The organism is Streptomyces sp. NPDC005576 (assembly GCF_042871745.1).
GTDB lineage: Bacteria > Actinomycetota > Actinomycetes > Streptomycetales > Streptomycetaceae > Streptomyces.
In genome coordinates this window covers 369,906-392,541 of the sequence record NZ_JBIAJC010000001.1, presented here as the reverse complement: position 1 = coordinate 392,541, position 22,636 = coordinate 369,906, and the positions used below count along the sequence as shown (strand labels likewise).

Below are 22,636 nucleotides of genomic sequence, written 5' to 3'. Positions count from 1 at the left end.
CCTCCGCTCTGTGGTGGATCGGCAATCGTCACCAAGTGCCAGCGATCCACGGTGGTCTCTCCCGTAAGGATCGGGAATGACCATATTTTCTGCTGTGGTCCGACCTTCTTCGCGACGTTACCCGAGCCGGGGTCGGACTCCGAGTACCGCAGTACCGACGCGTACATGTGTCGCTCCGGCCGCAACGGCGTCCTCGAGGTCCGAACTCATCCCCGCGGAGACCATGTTCGCAGCCGGATGGTCCGTGCGCAGCCGGGATGAGATTTCCATCAGCCGCTCGAAGGCGGCCCGTTGCCGTCCTGCGTACGGGCCCGCGAGCGGCGCGACGGTCATCAGACCGTCGAGCCGGAGTCCGGGTGCCGCCGCCACCGCGGCGGCCAGCGCCTCCACGCCCTCGGGAGCGACTCCGCCCCGCTCGCCGCGCTCACCGTTCCCGGCGTCGAGGGCGACCTGGATCAGGCAGCCGAGTTCGCTCTCCCGCTCTCCGGCCACGGCCGTGGAGAGAGCGGACACCAGCTTGAGCCGGTCGATCGACTGCACCACATCGGCATAACGCGTCACTGAACGGGCCTTGTTCGTCTGAAGTTGACCGACGAAGTGCCAAGTGAGCGACAGATCCGAACAGTCCGCGGCCTTCGGGGCCGCGTCCTGATCCCGGTTCTCGGCCACCTGACGCACCCCGAGTCCGTGCAGGACCCGCACGTCGCTCGCGGGATAGGTCTTGGTGACCACGATGAGCGTCACCTCGTCCCGCGACCGACCGGCCGCGGAACAGGCGGAGGCGATACGTTCCTCCACCCGCGCCAGGTTCTCGGCGAGTTCCTTGCTTCGCTCCGTCATGCTGTGTCCTCGGCGTCCCGGTCGTCCCGCTCGACAGGTCCGTCCAGCCATACGTATCCGGCGAGCCGGCCGGTGGTGCGGTCGCGCCGGTAGGAGAAGTGGTCGTCCGACTCCCGCGTGCAGAACGGCGACCGCCGCACGTCCCGCACACCGAGGGCGTCGAGTTGGGAGTGGACTCCGGCGACGACGTCCACCGCCGGTGTGCCCCACCGGGTTTCGGCCCGGGCGGCGGGCACGGCCGCGGCGACCTCGTCCCGCATCGCGGCCGGAACCTCGTAACAGCCGCCGCAGACCGCGGGTCCGGTGCGGGCGACGATCCGGGAGGCTTCGGCGCCGAGGGCGAGCATCGCCTCCACGGCCGCGGGGACGACTCCGGCGACGAGACCGGGGCGGCCCGCGTGCGCCGCCGCCACGACCCCGGCGACCGGGTCGGCCAGCAGGACCGGGACGCAGTCCGCGGTGAGCACGGCGAGCGGGAGCGCCCGACGGCTGGTCACCAGCGCGTCCACCGCCGGAATCCCGCGGTCCGGACCCCAGGGCCCGTCGACCACGGCGGCCTCACGGCCGTGCACCTGGTTCATCCAGACGACCCGCTCCGGGTCGAGCCCGAGGGTGCCGGCCGCACGTGCCCTGTTCGCGAGCACGGCGGCGGGGTCGTCTCCGACCGCGCCGCCGAGGTTCAGCGACCCGTACGGGCCGGTGCTCACCCCGCCCCACCGGTCGGTGAAGGCGAAGTGAGCACCGGCGCCGCCGGACGGGTCCGCTGCGGGTACCGCTGTGACCGTGGGACCCGCGGTGGTCGCAGGTCCCACGTGGTGCCGGTCTATCACTTCAGGAAGTCCGGTACGTCCAGCTCTTCGGCCTGGGTGTCCTGGTAGGGACGGGCCGTCGGGACGTGCGGCGGGGAGACCGGCGGCAGTGAGCCGTCGTTCGCGACCGGCGCGGCTTCGACCGGGGCCGGGGCTTCCTCGCGGGCCGGCACGGAACCGAGTCCGGCCGAGTGGCGGACCGGCTCGGGCCGGGCCGGCGGGGCGGGCTCCTCGCGCTTGGTGGCACCGGCGCCGATCACGTTCTCCCGGCGGGCCGGCGGCTGGCCGCCGTCGAAGCCCGCAGCGATCACGGTGACCCGCACCTCGTCGCCCAGCGCGTCGTCGATGACCGCGCCGAAGATGATGTTCGCCTCGGGGTGCGCCGCCTCGCTCACCAGCTGGGCGGCCTCGTTGATCTCGAAGAGACCGAGGTCGCTGCCGCCGGAGATGGAGAGCAGCACGCCGCGGGCGCCGTCGATGGACGCCTCCAGGAGGGGCGAGGAGATCGCCATCTCGGCCGCCGCCACCGCGCGGTCGTCGCCGCGGGCCGAACCGATGCCCATGAGCGCCGAACCCGCCTCGGACATGACCGACTTGACGTCGGCGAAGTCGAGGTTGATGAGCCCGGGGGTGGTGATGAGGTCGGTGATGCCCTGGACACCCGAGAGCAGCACCTGGTCGGCCGACTTGAACGCGTCGAGCACGCTCACCTGGCGGTCCGAGATGGACAGCAGCCGGTCGTTGGGGATGACGATGAGGGTGTCGACCTCTTCGCGGAGCTCGGCGATGCCGTCCTCCGCCTGGTTCGCGCGCCGACGCCCCTCGAAGGTGAACGGGCGGGTGACCACACCGATCGTCAGGGCGCCCAGCGAACGAGCGATGTTGGCGACGACGGGTGCGCCGCCGGTGCCGGTGCCGCCGCCCTCTCCTGCGGTGACGAAGACCATGTCGGCCCCCTTGAGGACCTCCTCGATCTCTTCACGGTGGTCCTCTGCCGCCTTGCGACCGACTGCCGGGTTCGCCCCGGCGCCGAGTCCCCGGGTGAGTTCACGGCCGACGTCGAGCTTGACGTCGGCGTCGCTCATCAACAGGGCTTGTGCGTCCGTGTTGATCGCGATGAACTCGACGCCCTTGAGACCGACCTCGATCATTCGGTTGATGGCATTGACACCACCGCCGCCGACACCGATGACCTTGATGACTGCGAGGTAGTTCTGCGGTGCTGCCACGTCGAAGGCCTCTCGCCTCGATTTACGTGTCGTCGCTCTGCGGTGGCCCGCCGCGACGACGGATGTCGATGGGGACGGTCCGAACGCCGACCCAAACCCTAACGCTGAAGTTTAGGGTTACCAGTGTGTCTGCTTCTTGGACTCTTCCGAACAGGACACTAAGTCGACAAGTGGCGCACGTTCAACGAACACGCCGAACCTCCCGTTTTTCTTTTCACCCTATGTGATCACCCGTAGCGATGACCAACCAGGGTGCCGGTCAGGCCAAATACCCGTCAACTCCCCGAAGCGGCAGGAGCGGTGGGCGCACTCACGTCGAAGTGTCCCGCTTTGGGCGCGGCTTTCATCAGGGCCGTGAGGACTTTCGCCTTCACGGCACCCTGTTCACCACTGCCCCAGATCACTTCCCGTCCACCTGTCAGCCGCAGCGAGATCGAATCGTACGAGGTCACCCGCACCGTCTCGGTGTCCCGGGCGATGGCCGCGGGGAGGTCACCGGCGACTCCGACCGCTTCCCGCAACAGACGGTCACCGCCGAAACGGCGCAGGCTCGCGGAACGATCGGGCGACAATTCCAGCAGCGGAACCCTTTCGGGCGCTCTGTCCACGGTGGCGAACCGCACGCCCCCCGCGTCGACTTCGGTGAACTTTGCGCCCTTTTCCAGCAGAAGGACCGGCTTTCGCTCCTTCACCGCGATGTCGATTCCGTGCGGCCAGGAACGCGTGACCTCCACGGTGTCGATACGGGGGAGTTTCCGCCGCAATCGCCGCTCCAGGGAATCGGTGTCCACGGCGATCAGCGGCGAGCCGACCGGAGCCGACGCCGCCGCCTCCACCTCGGCCGGGGAGAGGACACCGGTCCCGCTCACGCCGACCTGCTCCAGGCGGAGCCAGGAGGACCCCCAGAGCGCCCACGCCACGCCCCCGGCGAGCAGGGCGGCCCCGGCCGCGCCGAGGACCAGCGCCCTGCGCCGGGCGAACCCGCCCTTTCCGGGGCCGGCGTGCGGCGCCCGCGCCGGAGTGTCCGCCTGCTGCCCTGCACCGCGCTGGGCGGTCGTCGGTCCGGCCACGCTCGCTCCTTCGCCGGGCCCGGGGCACACGCCCCGGGCCCGCCCCGCCTCACGCCTGGCGGCGTGCGGCAATCGCCTCGTACACCATGCCGACGAGCAGGTCGTCGGCGTCGCGCCGGCCGAACTCCGCGGCAGCGCGTGACATTTCATACAATCGGTGCGGATCGGACAGCACCGGAAGGACGTTGGCCTGCACCCACTCGGGGGTGAGGGCCGCGTCGTCCACCAGCAGGCCGCCGCCGGCGTTGACCACCGGCTGGGCGTTGAGCCGCTGTTCGCCGTTGCCGATCGGCAGCGGTACGTACGCGGCGGGCAGCCCGACGGCCGAGAGTTCGGCCACGGTCATCGCGCCCGCACGGCAGAGCATCATGTCGGCCGCCGCGTACGCGAGGTCCATCCGGTCCACGTACGGTACCGGGATGTAGGGCGGCATACCGGGCATGTTGTCGATGCGCGGCAATTCGTTCTTCGGGCCGACCACGTGCAGGATCTGGATGCCGGAGCGCTGCAGCAGCGGCGCGACCCGCTGGACCACCTCGTTGAGGTGGCGGGCGCCCTGCGAGCCGCCGGAGACCAGCAGCGTGGGCAGGTTGGGGTCGAGCCGGAAGGCGGCACGCGCCTCCGGACGCACCCGGGCCCGGTCCAGGGTGGCGATGGTGCGGCGCAGCGGGATGCCGATGTAGCGGGCGCCGCGCAGCTTGCTGTCGGGGGTGGAGACGGCGACACCGTGGGCGTACCGGGAGCCGATCTTGTTGGCCAGTCCGGGGCGCGCGTTGGCCTCGTGGACGACGATCGGCACCCCGGCGCGCTTGGCGGCGAGGTAGCCGGGCAGCGCGACGTAACCGCCGAAGCCCACCACGCAGTCGGCCTTGGTGCGTTCCAGGATCTGCTCGGCGGCCTTGATGGTGCCGCGCAGCCGGCCCGGGACGGTGATCAGCTCCGGTGTGGGCCTGCGGGGCAGCGGTACGGCCGGGATGAGCGCGAGGTCGTACCCCCGCTCGGGTACGAGCCTGGTCTCCAGGCCGCGCTCCGTGCCGAGGGCGGTGATGCCCACGGTCGGGTCCTGCCTCCGCAGGGCGTCTGCGAGGGCAAGCGCGGGCTCGATGTGGCCGGCGGTCCCCCCGCCGGCGAGTACGACATGCACCGAAATTCACCGCTCTCCGGACGGACGCCTCTTGACGCGCCGTCTCATCGTCTTCCATCTCACCCCGGGCCTCCGCATGGCCAGGGCCGCTTTCGCGCCGGTCTCGTCCCGCGCGAAGGCGATCATCAACCCGACCGCGAACATGGTCGGCAGCAGGGCCGACCCCCCGTAGGAGAACAGCGGGAGCGGGACTCCGGCGATCGGCAGCAGGCCGAGCACCGCACCGATGTTGATCACGGCCTGCGCGGTGATCCACGTCGTCACGCCTCCCGCGGCGTACCTCACGAAGGGGTCCTCCGTGCGTCCGGCCACGCGGATACCCGCATAGCCTAGAGCCGCGAAGAGGGCGAGCACCGACAGTGTGCCCGCCAGCCCCAGTTCCTCACCGGTGATGGCGAAGATGAAGTCGGTGTGCGGTTCGGGGAGTTGTCCCCATTTCTCCACGCTCGCACCGAGCCCCGATCCGAACCAGCCGCCGGACGCGAGGGCGTAGATTCCGTGTGCGGCCTGCCAGCAGCCGCCCGCGGCGTCCGGTTCGCTGACGCCCACGCAGGCGAGCCGGGACATGCGGTTCGGATTGGTCTTGATCAGCAGCACGGCGATGGCCCCGGCGAAGCCGAGCACTCCGACGAAGAGCCGGGTGGGCGCCCCCGCGAGCCAGAGCAGGCCGAAGAGGATGGCGGTGAGGATGATCGCGGTGCCCATGTCGCCGCCCAGCATGATCAGGCCGAGCAGCATGAAGGCGACCGGGATCAGCGGCACCAGCATGTGTTTCCACTGGGTGAGCAGCCGCTTGTCCTGTTTGCGGGCGAGCAGGTCGGCGCCCCACAGCACGAGGGCCAGCTTGCCGAACTCGCTGGGCTGGAGCTGGAACGGTCCGCCGATGTAGAGCCAGTTCTGGTTGCCGTTGACCGACATCCCTATGCCGGGTACCTGGACCAGGGCCATCAGGAAGACCGTGCCGAGCAGCATCGGGTAGGCGAGCCCCCGGTGGAGCTTGACCGGCATGCGGGCGGCCAGCAGCATCAGCCCGGCCCCGATGACGGCGGCCAGGAACTGCTTGCGGAAGAAGTAGGTGCTCGGCTTGGCGAGTTCCAGCGCCTTGATCATGGAGGCGCTGTAGACCATCACGAGGCCCAGCACGGTGATCAGCAGGCTGGAGCCGAGGATGACGTAGTACGCCGTCAGGGGGCGGTCCCAGGCCCGCCGTGCCTGCTCGTAGGACCGGCGCACCCCGCCGCCGCGCAGGTCGCGGGGTGCGGGGGCGGATCGGCCCGGAGGGCGGGGCGGCCGGGAAGGGCGTCCCGCGCCGGTGGCGAGCCGTCCCCGCAGGGCCGTTCCGGGGTGTGTGGGTACCCCGGAGTCCGGTGGACCGGACGGGGCCACCAGCGCGGCCCGGACCAACGGCCGGGTACGGAAGGGGCCGGTCCTCGCCGCGTGTGCCCGCGCGCGGACCCGTCCCAGGGCGTCGGGACCCTCATCGGCCGGCATAGTCGCTGTCCCCTCCGCTTGTCGTGCCCGGGGCGGCGGCAGCCCGGCGGCCCGGCCGTCGGGCCGTACCGTCCCCCGGGCACATTGTCTCCGGGGACGGTACGGCCCGGGGGCCGGTCCTGTCAGGCGCTGTCGTCGGCGAGTGCGCGGACCGCGTCCGCGAACGCCTCGCCCCGCTCGTTGTAGTTGGCGAACATGTCCATCGAGGCGCAGGCCGGGGCCAGCAGCACGGTGTCGCCCGGGCGGGCGAGACGTGCGGCCTCGGCGACCGCCTCGGACATGGCCCCAGTGTCGGTCCGGTCCAGGTCGACCACGGGTACCTGGGGGGCGTGTCGCGTCAGGGCTTCGCGGATGAGGGCCCGGTCGCGGCCGATGAGGACCACGCCGCGCAGGCGCTTCGCGGCACCGCTCACCAGTTCGTCGAAGGTGGCTCCCTTGGCGAGGCCGCCGGCGATCCAGACGATCGGCTCGTAGGCGGCGAGGGAGGCTTCGGTGGCGTGGGTGTTGGTGGCCTTGGAGTCGTCCACGAAGGCGACACCGTCGACGTCCGCGACGTGCTCGATGCGGTGCGGGTCGGGGCGGAACGCGCGCAGTCCGTCGCGGACCGCCGCGGGCTTGACGCCGAAGGCGCGGGCCAGTGCGGCGGCGGCGAGGGCGTTGGCGATGTTGTGCGGGGCGGGCGGGTCGACGTCGGCGACCTCGGCGAGCTCCTGGGCCTGCTTCTGCCGGTTGGTGACGAAGGCCCGGTCCACCAGGATGCCGTCGACGACGCCGAGCTGGGAGGGGCCGGGGGTGGAGAGGGTGAAGCCGATCGCCCGGCAGCCCTCCTCCACGTCGGCCTCGCGCACCAGTTCCTCGGTGGCGGGGTCGGCCGCGTTGTAGACGCAGGCGACGGTGTTGCCCTCGTAGATCCGGCCCTTGTCGGCGGCGTACGCCGCCATGGAGCCGTGCCAGTCGAGGTGGTCCGGGGCCAGGTTGAGCACGGTCGCGGAGTGGGCGCGCACCGAGGGCGCCCAGTGCAGCTGGTAGCTGGAGAGTTCGACGGCGAGCACGTCGTACGTCTCCTCGCCGAGCACGGCGTCCAGCAGCGAGACGCCGATGTTGCCGACGGCCGCGGTGCGCAGCCCGGCGGCCTCCAGGATGGAGGCGAGCATCCGTACGGTCGTGGTCTTGCCGTTGGTGCCGGTCACCGCGAGCCAGGGGGCGGGTTCGCCGCCCTTGACCCCCCGCAGCCGCCAGGCGAGTTCGACGTCGCCCCAGACGGGGACGCCGGCCGCGGCCGCCGCGAGGAAGAGCGGCTTGTCGGGCTTCCAGCCGGGGGCGGTGACGATCAGTTCGGTGGGCTCGGGCAGGGTGTCGCCGTCGCCGAGGCGCACGGTGATCCCCTCCGCCGCCAGGCCGGCCGCCTGGGCGCGGGAGCGCTCGTCGTCGCCGTCGTTGACGACGGTGACCAGCGCCCCGAGTCCGTGCAGGGCCCGGGCGGCGGGAATCCCGCTGACCCCGAGTCCGGCGACCGTGACGTGCTTGCCCCGCCAGTCCGCCGTGTCCTGGCCAGCCCGGTCCGCCCGGTCCGCCCCTTCGGGGTTGTTCACTTCTTGGCTGCCCATCCCGCGTAGAAGAGTCCGAGACCGACGATCACGCACATGCCCTGGATGATCCAGAACCGGACCACCACCAGGACCTCCGACCACCCCTTGAGTTCGAAGTGGTGCTGGAGCGGCGCCATGCGGAAGACCCGCTTGCCGGTCATCTTGAAGGAACCGACCTGGATGACCACGGACATGGTGATCATCACGAAGAGACCGCCGAGGACGGCCATCAGGAACTCGGTGCGCGAGCAGATGGCGAGGCCCGCGAGGGCGCCGCCGAGCGCGAGCGAACCGGTGTCACCCATGAAGATCTTGGCCGGCGAGGTGTTCCACCAGAGGAAGCCGAAGCAGGAACCCATCAGCGCGGAGGCGACGACCGCCAGGTCGAGTGGGTCCCGCACTTCGAAACAGGCGCTGGGGTTGGTCAGTTCCATCGCGTTGGCGCACGACTCCTGGAACTGCCAGAGGCCGATGAAGGTGTAGGCACCGAAGACCATCACCGACGCACCGGTGGCCAGGCCGTCCAGACCGTCCGTCAGGTTCACGCCGTTGGACATGGCGAGAATCATGAACAGGGCCCAGACGACGAAGAGGACCGGTCCGATCGACCAGCCGAAGTCCTCGACGAACGAGAGCCGGGTGGACGCCGGGGTGTTGCCGTGGATGTCGGCGAACTGGAGCGAGAGCACCGCGAACGCGATGCCGACGATCAGCTGGCCGGCCATCTTCGCCTTGGCCCGCAGGCCGAGCGAACGCTGCTTGACGATCTTGATGTAGTCGTCCAGGAAGCCGACGAGCCCCATCCCCGTCATCAGGAAGAGCACGAGGACACCGGAGAACCGCATCTCCTCGCCGGTGATGACCTTCGCCAGGACGTACGCGATGATCGTCGCCAGGATGAAGGCGATGCCGCCCATGGTGGGCGTGCCCTTCTTGCTGCCGTGCGTGCGCGGGCCGTCGTCCCGGATGAACTGCCCGTACCCCTTGCGGGCCAGCAGCTTGATGAGCAGCGGGGTCCCGACCAGGGTCAGGAAGAGGCCGATGGCCCCCGCGAAGAGGATCTGCCTCATCGGCCGGTGACCTCGCCCTCGGTCGAGTTCTCCAGCAGTGCCTGGACGACCTTCTCCAGGCCGACCGACCGGGACGCCTTCACCAGCACGACGTCTCCCGGGCGCAGTTCACTGCGCAACAGGTCGACGGCCGCCTGTGCGTCGGACACGTGCACCGACTCCTCACCCCACGAACCCTCGTTGTAAGCGCCCAGTTGCAGCCAGGAGGCTTCTCTCCCCCCGACCGCGACGAGCTTGCTGACGTTGAGCCGGACGGCAAGCCGTCCGACCGCGTCGTGCTCGGAGAGCGACTCGTCACCGAGCTCGGCCATCTCACCGAGCACCGCCCAGGTCCGCCGGCCCCGGCCCATGGCGGCCAGCGCACGGAGTGCGGCTCTCATGGATTCGGGGTTCGCGTTGTAGGCGTCGTTGACGAACGTCACACCGTCCGGACGCTCGGTGACCTCCATGCGCCAGCGGGAGAGGGTGCCCGCCTCGGAGAGCACCTCGGCGATCTCGTGTACGGGCATGCCCAACTCATGGGCGACGGCGGCCGCGGCGAGCGCGTTCGACACGTGGTGCTCACCGTACAGGCGCATGGTCACCTCGCTGCACCCGGTGGGTGTGTGGAGGCTGAATGCGGGGCGTCCGTCCGCGGTGAGACGTACGTTCTCTCCCCGTACGTCCGCTTCGGGTGCCTCTCCGAAGAGCAGGAGCCGTGCTTTCGTACGGGAGGACATGGCACGCACGAGCGGGTCGTCGGCGTTGAGGACGGCCACCCCGTCCTCGGGGAGCGACTCCACCATCTCGCCCTTGGCCTGGGCGATCTGCTCCCGGCCGCCGAACTCGCCGATGTGTGCGGTGCCGACGTTGAGGACGAGTCCGATGCGGGGCGGGACGAGTCCGGTGAGGTAGCGGATGTCGCCGATGTAGCGGGCGCCCATCTCCAGCACGAGGTGCTGGGTCTCCTCGGTGGCGCGGAGCACCGTGAGCGGCAGACCGATCTCGTTGTTGAGGTTGCCCGCCGGGTAGATGGTCGGCCCCATGCGCTCCATGAGCTGGGCGATGAGGTCCTTGGTGGAGGTCTTGCCCGCCGAGCCGGTGAGGGCGACGACGGGGACGCCGAGGCGTTCGACGACGTGGCGGGCGAGGGCGCCCAGAGCGGCCACGACGTCGCTGACGACGATCGCGGGCACCCCGACGGGGCGGGTGGCCAGCACCGCGACGGCTCCGGCCGCCACAGCACCGGTGGCGTAGTCGTGGCCGTCGACCTGTTCACCGACGAACGCGGCGAACAGGCTGCCTCGCTCCACCTTCCGGGAGTCGATGACGACCGGGCCGTCGACGACGACCGAGGTGTCCGGTATGTCGTGCGGCTGCCCGCCGACGATTTCGGCGATCTCGGCGAGGGAAAGGGCGATCACTTGGTCATCCCTGACTGTTGTTCTCGTGGTGGGCTTCGTGCTGCTGCGGGTCGGTGCCGCCGGACGCGGCCCCGGAACGCCCCAGGGACCGTTCGATGGCCGCGCGCAGGACCAGGCGGTCGTCGAAGGGGCGTACCACCCCGTGGACGTCCTGGCCCTGCTCGTGCCCCTTGCCGGCGATCAGGACGGTGTCGCCGGGCTGCGCGCGGGCCACGGCCGCCGCGACGGCCGCGGCGCGGTCCGCGTCGACCAGGACGTCGCCGCGTTCGTGGACGGGCACCTCGGCGGCGCCCGCGAGCATCGCGGAGAGAATCCGCAGCGGGTCCTCGGAGCGGGGGTTGTCGGAGGTCAGTACGGCGGTGTCCGCGAGGCGGGCCGCGGCCGCGCCCATCGGGCCGCGTTTGGTGGTGTCGCGGTCTCCGCCGCAGCCGAGCACGACGTGCACCCGGCCCCGGGTGACCTTGCGCAGCGAGCGGAGCACCGATTCCACGGCATCCGTCTTGTGCGCGTAGTCGACGACCGCGAGGTACGGCTGCCCCGCGTCGACGCGCTCCAGCCGGCCGGGGACGCCGGGTACGGCCCCGACGCCGTCGGCGGCGGTCTGCGGGTCGATCCCGGCGACCGCCAGGGTGACGATCGCGGCGAGGGTGTTGGCCACGTTGAACGGGCCGGGCAGCGGCGCCCGGGCGGTGACGCGCTCGCCCTCGGGGCCGACGACGGTGAAGGTGCTGTCCTGCGGCCCGACTTCGACGTCCTCGGCGCGCCAGTCGGCGTCGGGGTGGCCCTCGGCGGAGAAGGTGGTGACCGGGACGCCGGCCTCGGTGACGAGTCTGCGGCCGTAGTCGTCGTCGTAGTTGACGACCCCTCGCCTGCTGCGCTCCGGGGTGAAGAGCTGGGCCTTGGCCTGGAAGTAGTCCTCCATGCCGGAGTGGAACTCCATGTGTTCCGGGCTGAGGTTGTTGAAGACGGCAACGTCGAAGACGCAGCCGTCGACCCGGCCCAGTACCAGCGCGTGGCTGGAGACCTCCATCGCGACGGCTTCGACACCGCGTTCGCGCATGACGGCGAAGAGGGCTTGCAGGTCGGTGGCTTCGGGGGTGGTGCGTTCGGACTTGATCCGCTCGTCGCCGATGCGCGTCTCGACCGTGCCGATGAGCCCGGTGGCACGACCGGCGCCGCGCAGCCCGCCCTCGACGAGGTACGCGGTGGTGGTCTTGCCCGAGGTCCCGGTGATGCCGATCTGGAGCAGGCCGGCGCCGGGGCGGTCGTAGATCTCGGCGGCGAGGTCGCCCATGACGGCGCGCGGGTCCTCGGCGACCAGCACCGGGAGCCCGGTGGCGGCGGCACGGTCGGCGCCCGAGGGGTCGGTGAGGACCGCGACGGCGCCCAGTCCGGCCGCCTGGGCCGCGAAGTCGGCGCCGTGCAGCCTGGCACCCGGCAGCGCCGCGTACACATCGCCGGGCCGGACCGCCCGGGAGTCGTGGGTGATGCCGGAGACGTCCACCGCCTTCGGTGGTTCGAGGCCGAGGCGGGCTGCCAGCTCGCCGAGGGGGGTCGGCCGGAGCCGCTCCGGTCGGGGCGCTCCCGGGTAGTTCACGGGCGCGTCCTTCTGGGTGATTCGGTACTGATCAGCGTGGGGCACGGCGGTGAGCGTACCGGGCTGACCCGGCCTCCCGCGAAGCGAGGGGCCGGGGTTGCGGAACCTTTCGTTCCGGTTCCCCGGATCGGGGGTGATGGTTGTCACTGGTGCTCCCCTGGGAACGTACGAGGTCACGGCCGGGTCCGGCCGGGTGCGGCGCGCGGTGCGGCTCGCCGTGCGGTCCGTGCCGGCCGGAACGTCTCCGTCCGCCCGGCACGGACCGCGGTGGTACTGCGCCTCTCAGCCGCCCGGCTGGAAGGAGACCGGCAGGCCGGGCGACTTGGTGCCGCTCGGCTGGGTCTGGAGGGTCTTCAGCGCGAACTCCATGACCTTCTTGTAGATCGGCCCGCAGATCTGGCCGCCGAAGTAGTTGCCCCGGGTGGGGTTCTGGATCGCGCAGTAGACGGTGATCTGCGGATCGTCGGCCGGCGCGAAGCCGGCGAACGAGGCGGTGTAGCCGTCGTAGACGCCGCTGACCGGGTCCACCCGGTTGGCGGTACCGGTCTTGCCCGCCACCCGGTAGCCGGGGATGCGCGCCTTGGTACCGGTTCCCTCTCCGTCGTCGACGACGGACTCCAGCATGGTGGAGAGTTCCTTGGCGGTCTTCTCACTGATCACCCGGGTCTTCCCGGGTTTCGGGGCCTCCGTGTAGCGGCCGTCGGCGCCCTTGGTGCCGCGGACGAGCGTGGGGGCGATCCGTACTCCGCCGTTGGCGACGGTCGAGTAGACCGAGGCCGCCTGGACGGCGTTGAGGGAGAGGCCCTGGCCGAAGGGGATCGTGTACTGCTGGGAGGTCGACCAGTCCTGGGGCTCGGCGAGGATGCCCGACGACTCGCCGGGGTAGCCGAGGCCGGTGGGGCTGCCGATGCCGAACTTGCGGAGGTAGGAGTAGAGGACCTTGTTCGCCTCGGGCTGGGTCCTGCCGAGCTGACCGGTCGCCAGGATGGTGCCGATGTTGCTGGACTTGGCGAGTACGCCGTTGAGCGTGAGGTACCAGGTCTTGTGGTCGATGTCGTCCTTGAAGAGCCGGTCCCCGCGGTGCAGCCGGTTCGGCACGGTGACGTGGGTGGTGGGGGTGGCGGCGCCCTCCTCCAGCACGGCGGCCATCGACATGACCTTGGCCGTGGAGCCCGGCTCGTAGACGTCCTGGAGCGCCGCATTGCCGAGGGAACCGGAGCCGACCGTGGAGAGGTCGTTCGGGTCAAAGCCGGGGGCGTTGGCCATGGCCAGCAGCTCACCGGTCCTGGTGTTCTGCACGACGACGTACCCGCCGTCCGCCTTGGACTCCTCGACCTGCTCGGAGATGGCCCGCTGGGCGGCCCACTGGATGTCCCGGTCGATCGTCAGCTCGATGTCCGTGCCCTCGACGGCGGGGATCTCCTTCGCCCCGGCGGTCGGCACCCGGCGGCCCCCGGACTGGGCGTACTTGATCTTCCCGTCCTGGCCGGAGAGCTCCTCGTTCAGCTGGGACTCCAGGCCACCGCCCCCCTTGCCGTCGGCGTTGACGAATCCCAGTATCCCGGCGGCGAGGTCGCCGTTGGGATAGACGCGTTTGGTCGTCGGCTCCTGGAAGACCCCCGCCAGCGCACTGGTCCCCTTCCCGCCTTTCTCGGCCGCCTTCTCCGCGAGGACGGACTTCAGATCCTTGATCTGCTTCCAGACCTGCGGGGTCTGCCGCCGGGCGAGCACGGTGTAGCGGCTCCCGGGCTTCGACAGCTGCGCGGTGAGCGTGGCCGTGTCCTTGCCGAGGATGGGGGCGAGCAGGGCCGCCGCCTGTTCCGGCGCGTCCGGGGTTCCGCTCTCGGCCGGGGTGAACATCTTGGGGTCGGCGGTGATGTCGTACGCGTCGACGCTGGTCGCCAGGGCGATCCCGTTGCGGTCGGTGATCTCGCCGCGTTCGGCGGCCACGGTGTACTCGAGGTAGCGGTTCTCCTTGGCCTTGGCCGCGTACGCGTGCGCGTCGACGGCCTGGACCTGGAGGAGCCGGGCCACGAACGCCAGCATGACGAGGGTCAGTCCGAGGCCGACCAGGCGCAGCCGGGGACGCGGGTTGCCGAGGCGCAGGGAGCGCGGTGCCGGGCGGCCGGGCCGGCCGGACGAGGGGCGCGGGCGCCGGGCCCCGGGCCGGGGGCGTCCCGTACCGCCGACGGCCCCCCGGGGGCGGGCGGGGCCGGGTACACGGCGGCGCGGCGGTTCCTTGGACGGCACTGCGTCACCTGCCGGGGCTCGTCGGGGTCGTGGTCGTCGCGGTGGAGTCCGCCGGGGTGGCGGCCGTGGAGTCCGCCGGGGCGGAGGGGGGCGGGACGCCGGCCGAGGGGCTCGCGGCCTCCTCCCCGGGGGCTCCGGCGGCCTGGGGCACTCCGGCTGCCGTGGGATCACCGGCGGCCTGGGGATCTCCGGCGGCCGTGGGGGCGTCCGCCGGGGGCGGGGTCGGTGTGGGTTCCGGGGCGGCGGTGACCTCGGCGGGAACGCCCCGCACCGTGCCGTCCGGGTTCAGGAAGGCGGGGCTGCCGCCGGGGACCATGCCCAGCTCCCTGGCCCGCCGCTCCAGCGCGTCGGGCTGCGAGTACCCGTCCACGTCCCGCTGGAGCGCCTGCTCCTCGTCGGTGAGGTCGGTCGTCTGCTTCCGCAGCTCGCTGAGCCGGAAGGAGCCCTCGTTGAGCGCGGAGTTGAGCAGCAAGAGGCTGATCAGCCCGCCGCCGAGGAGGACCACCACCAGCAGCATGAAGGGGGTACGGGCGGCGTTGCTCGGCCCCGACGGCATCAGCCGGGCCAGGCGGGCGGCGCGTCCCTTCAGCGGTGCGGCCGGTCCGTTCACCGCGCCGCCTCCCGCGCGCCCGTACCGTCGGCGGGAGTACGCCCCGGCAGCCCCGGGCCCGGCCGCGCGGTCACCGCTCCTCCTCGCGGATGCGTTCGGCGCCGCGCAGCCGGGCCGGGGCGGCCCGCCGGTTCTCGGCGACCTCCTCCTCGGTGGGCAGCTCGGCGCCCCGGGTGAGGAGCTTGAGGCGGGGCTGGTAGCGCTCGGGGACGACGGGCAGTCCCGGCGGCGCGGTGTTCGCGGCGCCTGCCGCGAACACCTGCTTGACCAGCCGGTCCTCCAGCGAGTGGTAGGACAGCACGGCGATCCGGCCACCGACGGCGAGGGAGGCGACCGCGGCGGGGATGGCGTTCTCCAGGACCGTGAGTTCGCCGTTCACCTCGATGCGCAGCGCCTGGAAGGTGCGCTTGGCCGGATTGCCGCCGGTGCGCTTGGCGGCCTGCGGCAGCGAGTCACGGATCAGTTCGACCAGCCGGGCACTGTTGGTGAACGGTTCCTTCTCGCGCTCGCGCACGACGGCCGAGACGATCCGCTTGGCCTGCTTCTCCTCGCCGTACGCGCGCAGGATGCGGACGAGTTCGCCCGGCGGGTAGGTGTTGAGCACCTCCGCCGCACCGATCCCGGTGCTCTGGTCCATGCGCATGTCGAGCGGCGCGTCCTGGGCGTACGCGAAACCCCGGTCGGCCTCGTCCAGCTGCATGGAGGAGACGCCGAGGTCGAAGAGGACACCCTGGACCTTGGGGATACCGAGCCGGTCCAGCACCTCGGGCAGTTCGTCGTAGACCGCGTGCACCAGGGTGGCGCGGTCGCCGTACGGGGCGAGGCGCTCGCCCGAGAGCCGGAGTGCCTCCTTGTCCCGGTCGAGGGCGACCAGCCGGGCCTCGGGGAAGGCGGTGAGCAGTGCCTCGCTGTGTCCGCCCAGGCCGAGGGTGCAGTCGACGACCACCGGTGGGGTGCCGTCCTCCCGCCGCAGAGCCGGGGCCAACAGGTCCAGGCATCGCTGGAGCATCACCGGGACGTGTCGGGTCTGGCTCAATGCGCCCTCTCAGGCTCAGGTCCGTGAGGCGGCACGTGCGGCCTGGTCCCCGCCCGCTCAGAAGGGGAGGCCTGCCGGCGCCGGGGAAGGGGCGCCGGCCGGCCATGAGCGGGAGAGGGCCGGGCCGCACGTTCGCCGCACATCACGGGGAGATCGGAAATACGGAGAACGTCGGAACACTACGGAGAACTGGGAGAACTAGGGGGACGACGACTGGTGGGACTGCGACGGATCACTGCCGCCCACCGCGGTGCGTGCGGAGAACCACCGGAACCGCTGCGGTACGTGCGGAGAACCACTCGAACCACGGGCACCACCGGTACCGCCGACGTCGCGGAAGGACCGGAACATGCGGCGGAAACGCACGGAGCCCGCGGAACGCGGCCGGCCTTACGGCCGGTCGGTAACTTCGCGTCACTTTAGTCCACCCTGCCATTCGATCGATTCCGGATCAACGAACCGCCCAGCGCGTCGCCCCGCTCCGGTGGCCCACGGTCCTCACTCGGACGGGTGAGCCGTAGTGAGTCCTGTGGATTGGCTCACAACAAGGCTCGTTGATGTTCTTTGTCCTTTTCCTAGAACCGCTCCGAGCAGGTGGGGCGGCTAACGTCGTATCCATGTCGACTTCCGCACAGTCCCCCTCCGCAGCCGTCCCCGCCGCCTCGGACACCTCCCGTCCGGCCGACTCCGTCACGGACCGCCTGGTGCAGGCGAACAGCCACTACGCGAGCGCGTTCACGGACCCGGGCATGGACGCCCGGCCGGTCCAGAAGGTGGCCGTGGTCGCCTGCATGGACGCCCGCATCGACCTGCACGCAGCGCTGGGCCTGGAACTCGGTGACTGCCACACGATCCGCAACGCGGGCGGCGTGGTCACCGACGACGTGATCCGGTCGCTCACCATCAGCCAGCGGGCGCTGGGCACCCGCAGCGTCATACTCATCCACCACACCACCTGCGGCCTCGAATCGCTGACCGAGGACTTCCGCCACGAGCTGGAGCTCGAGGTCGGCCAGCGGCCGGTGTGGGCCGTGGAGTCCTTCTCCGACGTCGACCAGGACGTGCGCCAGTCGATCCAGCGGGTCCGTACCTCGCCGTTCCTGCTGCACACCGACGACGTCCGGGGCTTCGTCTTCGACGTCAAGACCGGTCTGCTGCGCGAGATCTCCCCGGCCTCCTGACCCTCCCGCCCCGGCGAGCCCGCGGGGTCGCCGGGGCCCGCCGTCGCCCGGACCGGGTGGCGGGGCCCCTGACGGAGTTCCGCCCCGGGGTCCCGTGAGGTGCGCGGCGCGCCGGACCGTTCACCACCGGCTGCTTCCCCCGGACCCCTCCTCACCAGCTCTTCACCTCCCCTCGTCCGCCGGCTCCGTCCGTCGTCGGCCATCCGTCCCGCCCGCGGCCGGCCCCCGTCGCCTCTCGTCCCGGCATACGAATATCGACAACACCCGACATATCGGTGCCGGTTGTCCGCAGGCAAGTGACACGAAGCGGTAACGGCAACAAGAATGCGGTGGGTGACGTACTCCGGGGCTTCCGGAAGGGCGTCCGCAATTCGGGGTGGGCCAGGCCGTTCGGCGGTGGGGGCCCGTGCGTGAAGGGCCGAGGAGGACCGGGTGACCACCTATGACGAGCGAGCGAACCTCACAGATCTGACCACCACGACGGAGCGGGTGCGCGGGTCGGTGGAGCGCGTGATCGAGGGCAAGCCCGAGGTCGTGCGGATCGCGCTGACCGTGTTGCTCGCCGAGGGTCACCTGCTGATCGAGGATGTACCCGGGGTCGGCAAGACCATGCTGGCCAAGGCGCTGGCCCGGTCCATCGACTGTTCGGTGCGCCGCATCCAGTTCACCCCGGACCTGCTGCCCTCGGACATCACCGGTGTGTCGGTCTTCGACCAGCAGCGCAAGGACTTCGAATTCAAGCCGGGCGCCATCTTCGCCCAGATCGTGATCGGCGACGAGATCAACCGCGCGTCGCCCAAGACGCAGTCCGCCCTCCTCGAATCGATGGAGGAACGGCAGGTCACGACCGACGGGCAGACCTACGCGCTGCCCGACCCCTTCATGGTCGTCGCGACCCAGAACCCGGTCGAGATGGAGGGCACCTACCCACTGCCGGAGGCCCAGCGCGACCGGTTCATGGCGCGGGTGTCCATGGGATACCCCAGCCTGGAGGCCGAGCTGCGGATGCTCGACGTGCACGGCGGGGTCCCGCCGCTGGACGACTTCCAGCCGGTGGCCCACGCCCACGACATCGTGAAGCTGATCGACGCGGTCCGCGCGGTGCACGTGGCCGAGTCGGTGCGGCGATACACCGTGGAGCTGGTCCAGGCCACCCGCAACCACCCCGACCTGCGGCTCGGCGCCTCCCCCCGGGCCAGCCTGCACCTGCTGCGCGCGGCCAAGGCGTCGGCGGCCCTCGGCGGCCGGGACTACGCGCTGCCCGACGACGTCCAGGCGCTCGCGGTGCCGGTGCTGGCCCACCGTCTGCTGCCCACCGCGCAGGCGCAACTGAACCGCCGCACGGCGGAGCAGGTGGTGCAGGAGATCCTGCACCGCACGCCCGTACCCACCTCGCCGGACACGGTTGCCGCCGACCGGCGCGTCCTTCCGTACCCGCAGGGCGGTCCGGCGTACGCGCCCGGCGCGCGGCGCCCGTGATGGCGGACGCGCACCGGGGTCCCGGGCCCCGTGGCGGGATGGCCGGCGACGAGGCCGACGGCGGCAGAGGCACCTTGCGGGCGGCGCTGGGCGGGCTGACCACCCGGGGCCGTTCCTTCCTGGCCGCCGGGATAGCCGCCGCGGTCTGCGCCTTCGTCCTGGGCCAGGCCGACCTGCTGCGGGTCGGTCTGCTGCTCGCCGTGCTGCCGCTCGTCTGCGTCACCGCGCTCCACCGCACCCGCTACCGGGTGGTCGGCACCCGCCGGCTGTCGCCCTCGCGGGTGCCCGCGGGCTCGGAGGCGCGGGTGCACCTGCGGGTGGAGAACGCCTCCCGGCTGCCCTCCGGACTGCTGATGCTGCAGGACCGGGTTCCGTACGTGCTCGGCCCGAGGCCCCGGTTCGTGCTGGACCGGGTGGAGCCCGGCGGGCGGCGGGAGGTCTCCTACCGGGTCCGGTCGGACCTGCGCGGGCGGTATCCGCTGGGGCCGTTGCAGCTGCGGCTCGCCGATCCGTTCGGGATGTGCGAGCTGACCCGCTCCTTCAGTGCCCACGACACCCTGGTGGTGATCCCCCGTACCCAGGCGCTGCCGCCGCTCCGGCTGACCGGCGCGGCCTCCGGCTACGGTGACGGGCGCCAGCGCTCGCTCGCCCAGGCGGGCGAGGACGACGTGCTGCCGCGCGGTTACCGGCACGGGGACGACCTGCGCCGGGTCCACTGGCGCTCCACCGCCCGCTACGGCGAGCTGATGGTGCGCCGCGAGGAGCAGCCCCAGCGGGCTCGGGCCTCGGTGCTGCTGGACACCCGGCGGGCGGCCTTCCGGGGTGCCGGACCCGACTCGGCGTTCGAGTGGGCGGTGTCGGCGGCGGCCTCCGCGCTGGCCCACCTGGTGGAGCGGGGCTTCGCGGTCCGGCTGCTGACGGACGAGGGCGGGGCCGTGCCCGGTGACGGCGGTGACGGATTCTCCGGTTCTTCCGGCTCCGCCCACGAGTCCGCGGAGGCGGCCGGGCTGGTGCTGGACACCCTCGCGGTCGTCGATCACTCCGACGGCAGCGGACTGACCGGCGCGCACGACGTGCTGCGGTGCGGCCGGGAGGGGCTGCTGCTCGCCTTCCTGGGCGACCTCGACGAGGAGCAGGTGGCGGTCGCGGCGGCCATGCGGCGGCGCTGCGGTGCGGCCGTCGCGTTCGTCCTGGACGGCGAGGAGTGGGCGCCGGGCCCGGGGCAGGCTCCGGCGATCCCGTTCGAGGAGCGGCTGCGGCTGCTGCGTGAGGCGGGCTGGACCGCGGTGCCGGTGCCGCCCGGCGTGGACCTCTCCCGGGTGTGGCAGCAGGCAGGGCAGCCCGGTGACACCCAGCCCGCCGGTGGCGGCGCTGCGACAGGTTTCTCCGGAGGATGGTCATGAGCGGTCCGGTGCGGCTCGCCCTGTGCGCGTGGGTGGCGACACTGCTGGCGGCGGGGGCGCTGCTGCCCCTGGTCGACCCCTGGACGTGGATCTTCGAGGCCGCGCTGCTGCTCGCGGTGCAGAGCGCGGCGGGCGCGCTGGCGCGGCGGTTCGTCCCGGCGCGCACGGCGGCCGTCGGCGTGCAGGTGCTGGTCACCCTGGTGCTGCTGACGGCTGCGTTCGCCCGCGCGCGGGCGGTTCTCGGGGTACTCCCCGGTCCGCAGGCCGTCCAGTGGCTGGGCGACCTGCTGACGGCGGGCACGGAGGACGTCAGCAGGTACGCGATCCCCGCTCCCATGACGGACGGCATCCGGCTGCTGCTGGTCGGCGGGGTCCTGCTGATCGGGCTGCTGGTCGACGTGCTGGCGGTGACATGGCGCGCCGCCGCGCCGGCCGGGCTTCCGCTGCTCGCGCTGTACTCCGTGGCGGCGGGGCTGTCCGACGGCGGGGCGAGCCGATGGTGGTTCGCGCTCGCGGCGACGGGTTATCTGCTGCTCCTGCTGGCCGAGGGACGGGACCGTGCCGCCCAGTGGGGGCGGCTCTTCGGCGGCCCGGCGCGGGGCGGTCCCCCGTCCGGTGCCGGGGTGTGGCCGAAGGTGAAGTCCCCGGTGCGGACCGGGCGCCGGATCGGGGCGGCGGCGCTGGGGGTCACGCTGGTGGTGTCCTTCGCGCTGCCCGCGCTCGGCGGCGGGCTGCTGGACGGCCTCGGCTCGGGCAGCGGGCGGGGCGGCGGGGGCACCATCTCGGCGGTGAACCCGCTGGTCTCCCTCCAGGACAACCTCAACCAGTCGGAGAACCGGGAGGTGCTGACCTACCGCGCCGGTGACGGTGCCCCGCAGGGCACGTACCTGCGCATCCTCTCCCTCGACCGGTTCACCGGAAGCGAGTGGCTGCCGTCGAAGCGCGCGCTGCAAGACGTACCCGACCGGCTTCCGCAGCCCGCGGGTCTCGGGCCGGACATCGCCGCCAAGGAGGTCTCCTCGGAGATCACCGCGTCCGCCGGTTACCGGCAGGACTACCTGCCGATGCCGTATCCGGCGACGAAGGTCCGCGTCGACGGCCGGTGGCGGTACGAGCCGGAGGGGCGCACCCTCATCGGCGACGGAGGCCAGACGACGGGCGGGAAGCGGTACCGGGTCAGCAGTCTGATGGTGGAACCGACGGCGGCGCAGCTCGCGGCGGCCGGACTGCCTCCGAAGGAGCTGACCCTGGAGTACACCGAGGTGCCGACATCCCTGCCGGACGTGGTGGCGGAGACCGCCCGGCAGGTCACGGAGGGCTCGGCCAACCACTACGAGCAGGCCGTGGCGCTGCAGGACTGGTTCGCGCTGAGCGGAGGGTTCACCTACGACACCGCGGTGAGTTCGGGCACCGGGGTGTCGGCGATCTCGCGGTTCCTCAAGGACCGGCGCGGTTTCTGCGTGCACTTCTCGTTCGCGATGGCGGCGATGGCGCGGACGCTGGGCATCCCGGCCCGGGTCGCGGTGGGCTTCACGCCGGGCACGACGCAGGCGGACGGGTCGGTCTCGGTGGGACTGCGGGACGCCCACGCCTGGCCCGAGCTGTACTTCGAGGGCGTGGGATGGACCCGGTTCGAGCCGACCCCGACGCGCGGCACGGTGCCCTCGTACACGGTGGCGGACGCGCCGGCCGGGGCCGCGGACGAGTCGGCCGCGCCGACCGCTTCGGCCTCGGCACAGCCCTCGGCCGCCCCGTCCGCGTCGGAGAGCTGCCCGGCGCAGGGGCGCCGGGAGGGCGAGTGCGGGGCCTCGGCAGCGGCGGCCGCAGGAGGCGGCGCCGAGCCGGATCACCCCTTCGGCCCGCTGGTCACGGCGGCCCTGGTGGCCCTGAAGGTGGCCGGGGTGGCGGTGGTCCTGCTGCTCCTCCTCTCGCCGTGGCTGTGGCGGACCCGGACGCGGAGCCGGCGGCTGCACGGGTCGGGCGGCCGGACGCCCGCGGACGCGGCGGCGAGGACGCTGGCGGTCTGGCGGGAGATCACGGACACGGCCTGGGACCACGGCATCCTCCCGGACGACGCGCTGACCCCGCGCAGGGCGGCCGACCGCATCGTGCGGCTGGGCGAGCTGGAGGGTGAGCCGGCGGCGGCGCTGCACCGGGTGGCGGGAGCCGTGGAGCTGGTGCTCTACGCGCCCCGGCCACAGCAGCCGGTCCGTCTCTCCGAGGACGCGGTGACCGTCCGGGCGGCGCTTGCCGGGCGGGCGAACCGGTTCGCCCGGTTCCGCGCCGCGCTCGCTCCCCGCTCGGCCGTCCGGGTGATGTGGGCGGTCTCGGAACGCCGGACGGCGCTGGCCAAACGGTTCTCGGAGCGGATGGGGGCGGCGGGCCGGTCCCTCCGCCCGACCCGGTCCCGGGGCTGAGCATGGGAGCGGCCGGGG

Annotated in this window: 17 protein-coding genes; 4 read left to right on the top strand and 13 right to left on the bottom strand. The window is 72.2% G+C overall.

The window, feature by feature from the left end:
* Positions 1 to 117: 117 nt before the first annotated feature.
* From ACFYPN_RS01745 to rsmH, 13 genes are all read right to left on the bottom strand, one after another.
* Positions 118 to 840, bottom strand: a complete 723-nt coding sequence (locus ACFYPN_RS01745) for a YggS family pyridoxal phosphate-dependent enzyme (RefSeq protein WP_358761051.1) — start codon at positions 838 to 840, stop codon at positions 118 to 120.
* Positions 837 to 1,652 (bottom strand): peptidoglycan editing factor PgeF, encoded by an 816-nt coding sequence (gene pgeF, locus ACFYPN_RS01740; protein WP_358761050.1) that lies wholly within the window; start codon positions 1,650 to 1,652, stop codon positions 837 to 839. The genes ACFYPN_RS01745 and pgeF overlap by 4 nt, the downstream gene beginning before the upstream one ends.
* 14 nt (positions 1,653 to 1,666) lie before the next feature.
* Positions 1,667 to 2,878, bottom strand: a complete 1,212-nt coding sequence (gene ftsZ, locus ACFYPN_RS01735; RefSeq protein ID WP_358761049.1) for a cell division protein FtsZ — start codon at positions 2,876 to 2,878, stop codon at positions 1,667 to 1,669.
* A 275-nt stretch (positions 2,879 to 3,153) separates the two neighbouring features.
* Positions 3,154 to 3,948, bottom strand: a complete 795-nt coding sequence (locus ACFYPN_RS01730; RefSeq protein WP_358761048.1) for an FtsQ-type POTRA domain-containing protein — start codon at positions 3,946 to 3,948, stop codon at positions 3,154 to 3,156.
* A 49-nt stretch (positions 3,949 to 3,997) separates the two neighbouring features.
* Complete coding sequence (gene murG, locus ACFYPN_RS01725) at positions 3,998 to 5,092, bottom strand: undecaprenyldiphospho-muramoylpentapeptide beta-N-acetylglucosaminyltransferase (protein WP_358761047.1); 1,095 nt, start codon at positions 5,090 to 5,092, stop codon at positions 3,998 to 4,000.
* Between the two features lie 6 nt (positions 5,093 to 5,098).
* Positions 5,099 to 6,583, bottom strand: a complete 1,485-nt coding sequence (ftsW, locus tag ACFYPN_RS01720) for a putative lipid II flippase FtsW (protein WP_389296427.1) — start codon at positions 6,581 to 6,583, stop codon at positions 5,099 to 5,101.
* A gap of 122 nt (positions 6,584 to 6,705) precedes the next feature.
* Positions 6,706 to 8,190, bottom strand: coding sequence for a UDP-N-acetylmuramoyl-L-alanine--D-glutamate ligase (gene murD / locus ACFYPN_RS01715; RefSeq protein WP_358761045.1), 1,485 nt, complete (start codon positions 8,188 to 8,190; stop codon positions 6,706 to 6,708).
* Entirely contained in the window at positions 8,172 to 9,242 is a 1,071-nt protein-coding gene (gene mraY, locus ACFYPN_RS01710; protein ID WP_358761044.1) for a phospho-N-acetylmuramoyl-pentapeptide-transferase, read from the bottom strand. Before mraY ends, murD begins: the two co-directional genes overlap by 19 nt.
* Positions 9,239 to 10,645, bottom strand: a complete 1,407-nt coding sequence (murF, locus tag ACFYPN_RS01705; RefSeq protein ID WP_358761043.1) for a UDP-N-acetylmuramoyl-tripeptide--D-alanyl-D-alanine ligase — start codon at positions 10,643 to 10,645, stop codon at positions 9,239 to 9,241. The genes mraY and murF overlap by 4 nt, the downstream gene beginning before the upstream one ends.
* 4 nt (positions 10,646 to 10,649) lie before the next feature.
* Positions 10,650 to 12,389 (bottom strand): UDP-N-acetylmuramoyl-L-alanyl-D-glutamate--2,6-diaminopimelate ligase, encoded by a 1,740-nt coding sequence (locus ACFYPN_RS01700; protein ID WP_389296426.1) that lies wholly within the window; start codon positions 12,387 to 12,389, stop codon positions 10,650 to 10,652.
* 135 nt (positions 12,390 to 12,524) lie between these two features.
* Positions 12,525 to 14,492: a peptidoglycan D,D-transpeptidase FtsI family protein gene (locus ACFYPN_RS01695; protein WP_389296425.1), complete on the bottom strand. Its 1,968-nt coding sequence runs from the start codon at positions 14,490 to 14,492 to the stop codon at positions 12,525 to 12,527.
* Positions 14,493 to 14,496: 4 nt separating this feature from the next.
* Positions 14,497 to 15,102 (bottom strand): septum formation initiator, encoded by a 606-nt coding sequence (locus tag ACFYPN_RS01690; RefSeq protein WP_358761041.1) that lies wholly within the window; start codon positions 15,100 to 15,102, stop codon positions 14,497 to 14,499.
* 70 nt (positions 15,103 to 15,172) lie between these two features.
* Positions 15,173 to 16,138: a 16S rRNA (cytosine(1402)-N(4))-methyltransferase RsmH gene (gene rsmH, locus ACFYPN_RS01685; RefSeq protein ID WP_358761040.1), complete on the bottom strand. Its 966-nt coding sequence runs from the start codon at positions 16,136 to 16,138 to the stop codon at positions 15,173 to 15,175.
* Between the two features lie 617 nt (positions 16,139 to 16,755).
* Here rsmH and ACFYPN_RS01680 point away from each other — a divergent pair.
* From ACFYPN_RS01680 to ACFYPN_RS01665, 4 genes are all read left to right on the top strand, one after another.
* Complete coding sequence (locus tag ACFYPN_RS01680; RefSeq protein ID WP_358761039.1) at positions 16,756 to 17,319, top strand: carbonic anhydrase; 564 nt, start codon at positions 16,756 to 16,758, stop codon at positions 17,317 to 17,319.
* Positions 17,320 to 17,751: 432 nt separating this feature from the next.
* Positions 17,752 to 18,798, top strand: a complete 1,047-nt coding sequence (locus ACFYPN_RS01675) for an AAA family ATPase (RefSeq protein ID WP_389296424.1) — start codon at positions 17,752 to 17,754, stop codon at positions 18,796 to 18,798.
* 38 nt (positions 18,799 to 18,836) lie between these two features.
* Positions 18,837 to 20,201 carry a DUF58 domain-containing protein gene (locus tag ACFYPN_RS01670; RefSeq protein WP_389296423.1) on the top strand — a complete coding sequence of 455 codons (1,365 nt, stop codon included), beginning with the start codon at positions 18,837 to 18,839 and terminating at the stop codon, positions 20,199 to 20,201.
* Complete coding sequence (locus ACFYPN_RS01665) at positions 20,198 to 22,618, top strand: DUF3488 and transglutaminase-like domain-containing protein (protein ID WP_358761036.1); 2,421 nt, start codon at positions 20,198 to 20,200, stop codon at positions 22,616 to 22,618. The genes ACFYPN_RS01670 and ACFYPN_RS01665 overlap by 4 nt, the downstream gene beginning before the upstream one ends.
* Positions 22,619 to 22,636 lie beyond the last annotated feature (18 nt).

Bases quoted from the DNA above. Each gene is read 5' to 3' on its own strand.
- ACFYPN_RS01745 (WP_358761051.1), bottom strand. From the start codon at position 840: ATGACGGAGCGAAGCAAGGAACTCGCCGAGAACCTGGCGCGGGTGGAG.
- ftsW (WP_389296427.1), bottom strand. From the start codon at position 6,583: ATGCCGGCCGATGAGGGTCCCGACGCCCTGGGACGGGTCCGCGCGCGG.
- murD (WP_358761045.1), bottom strand. From the start codon at position 8,190: ATGGGCAGCCAAGAAGTGAACAACCCCGAAGGGGCGGACCGGGCGGAC.
- mraY (WP_358761044.1), bottom strand. From the start codon at position 9,242: ATGAGGCAGATCCTCTTCGCGGGGGCCATCGGCCTCTTCCTGACCCTG.
- ACFYPN_RS01680 (WP_358761039.1), top strand. From the start codon at position 16,756: ATGTCGACTTCCGCACAGTCCCCCTCCGCAGCCGTCCCCGCCGCCTCG.
- ACFYPN_RS01670 (WP_389296423.1), top strand. From the start codon at position 18,837: ATGGCCGGCGACGAGGCCGACGGCGGCAGAGGCACCTTGCGGGCGGCG.
- ACFYPN_RS01665 (WP_358761036.1), top strand. From the start codon at position 20,198: ATGAGCGGTCCGGTGCGGCTCGCCCTGTGCGCGTGGGTGGCGACACTG.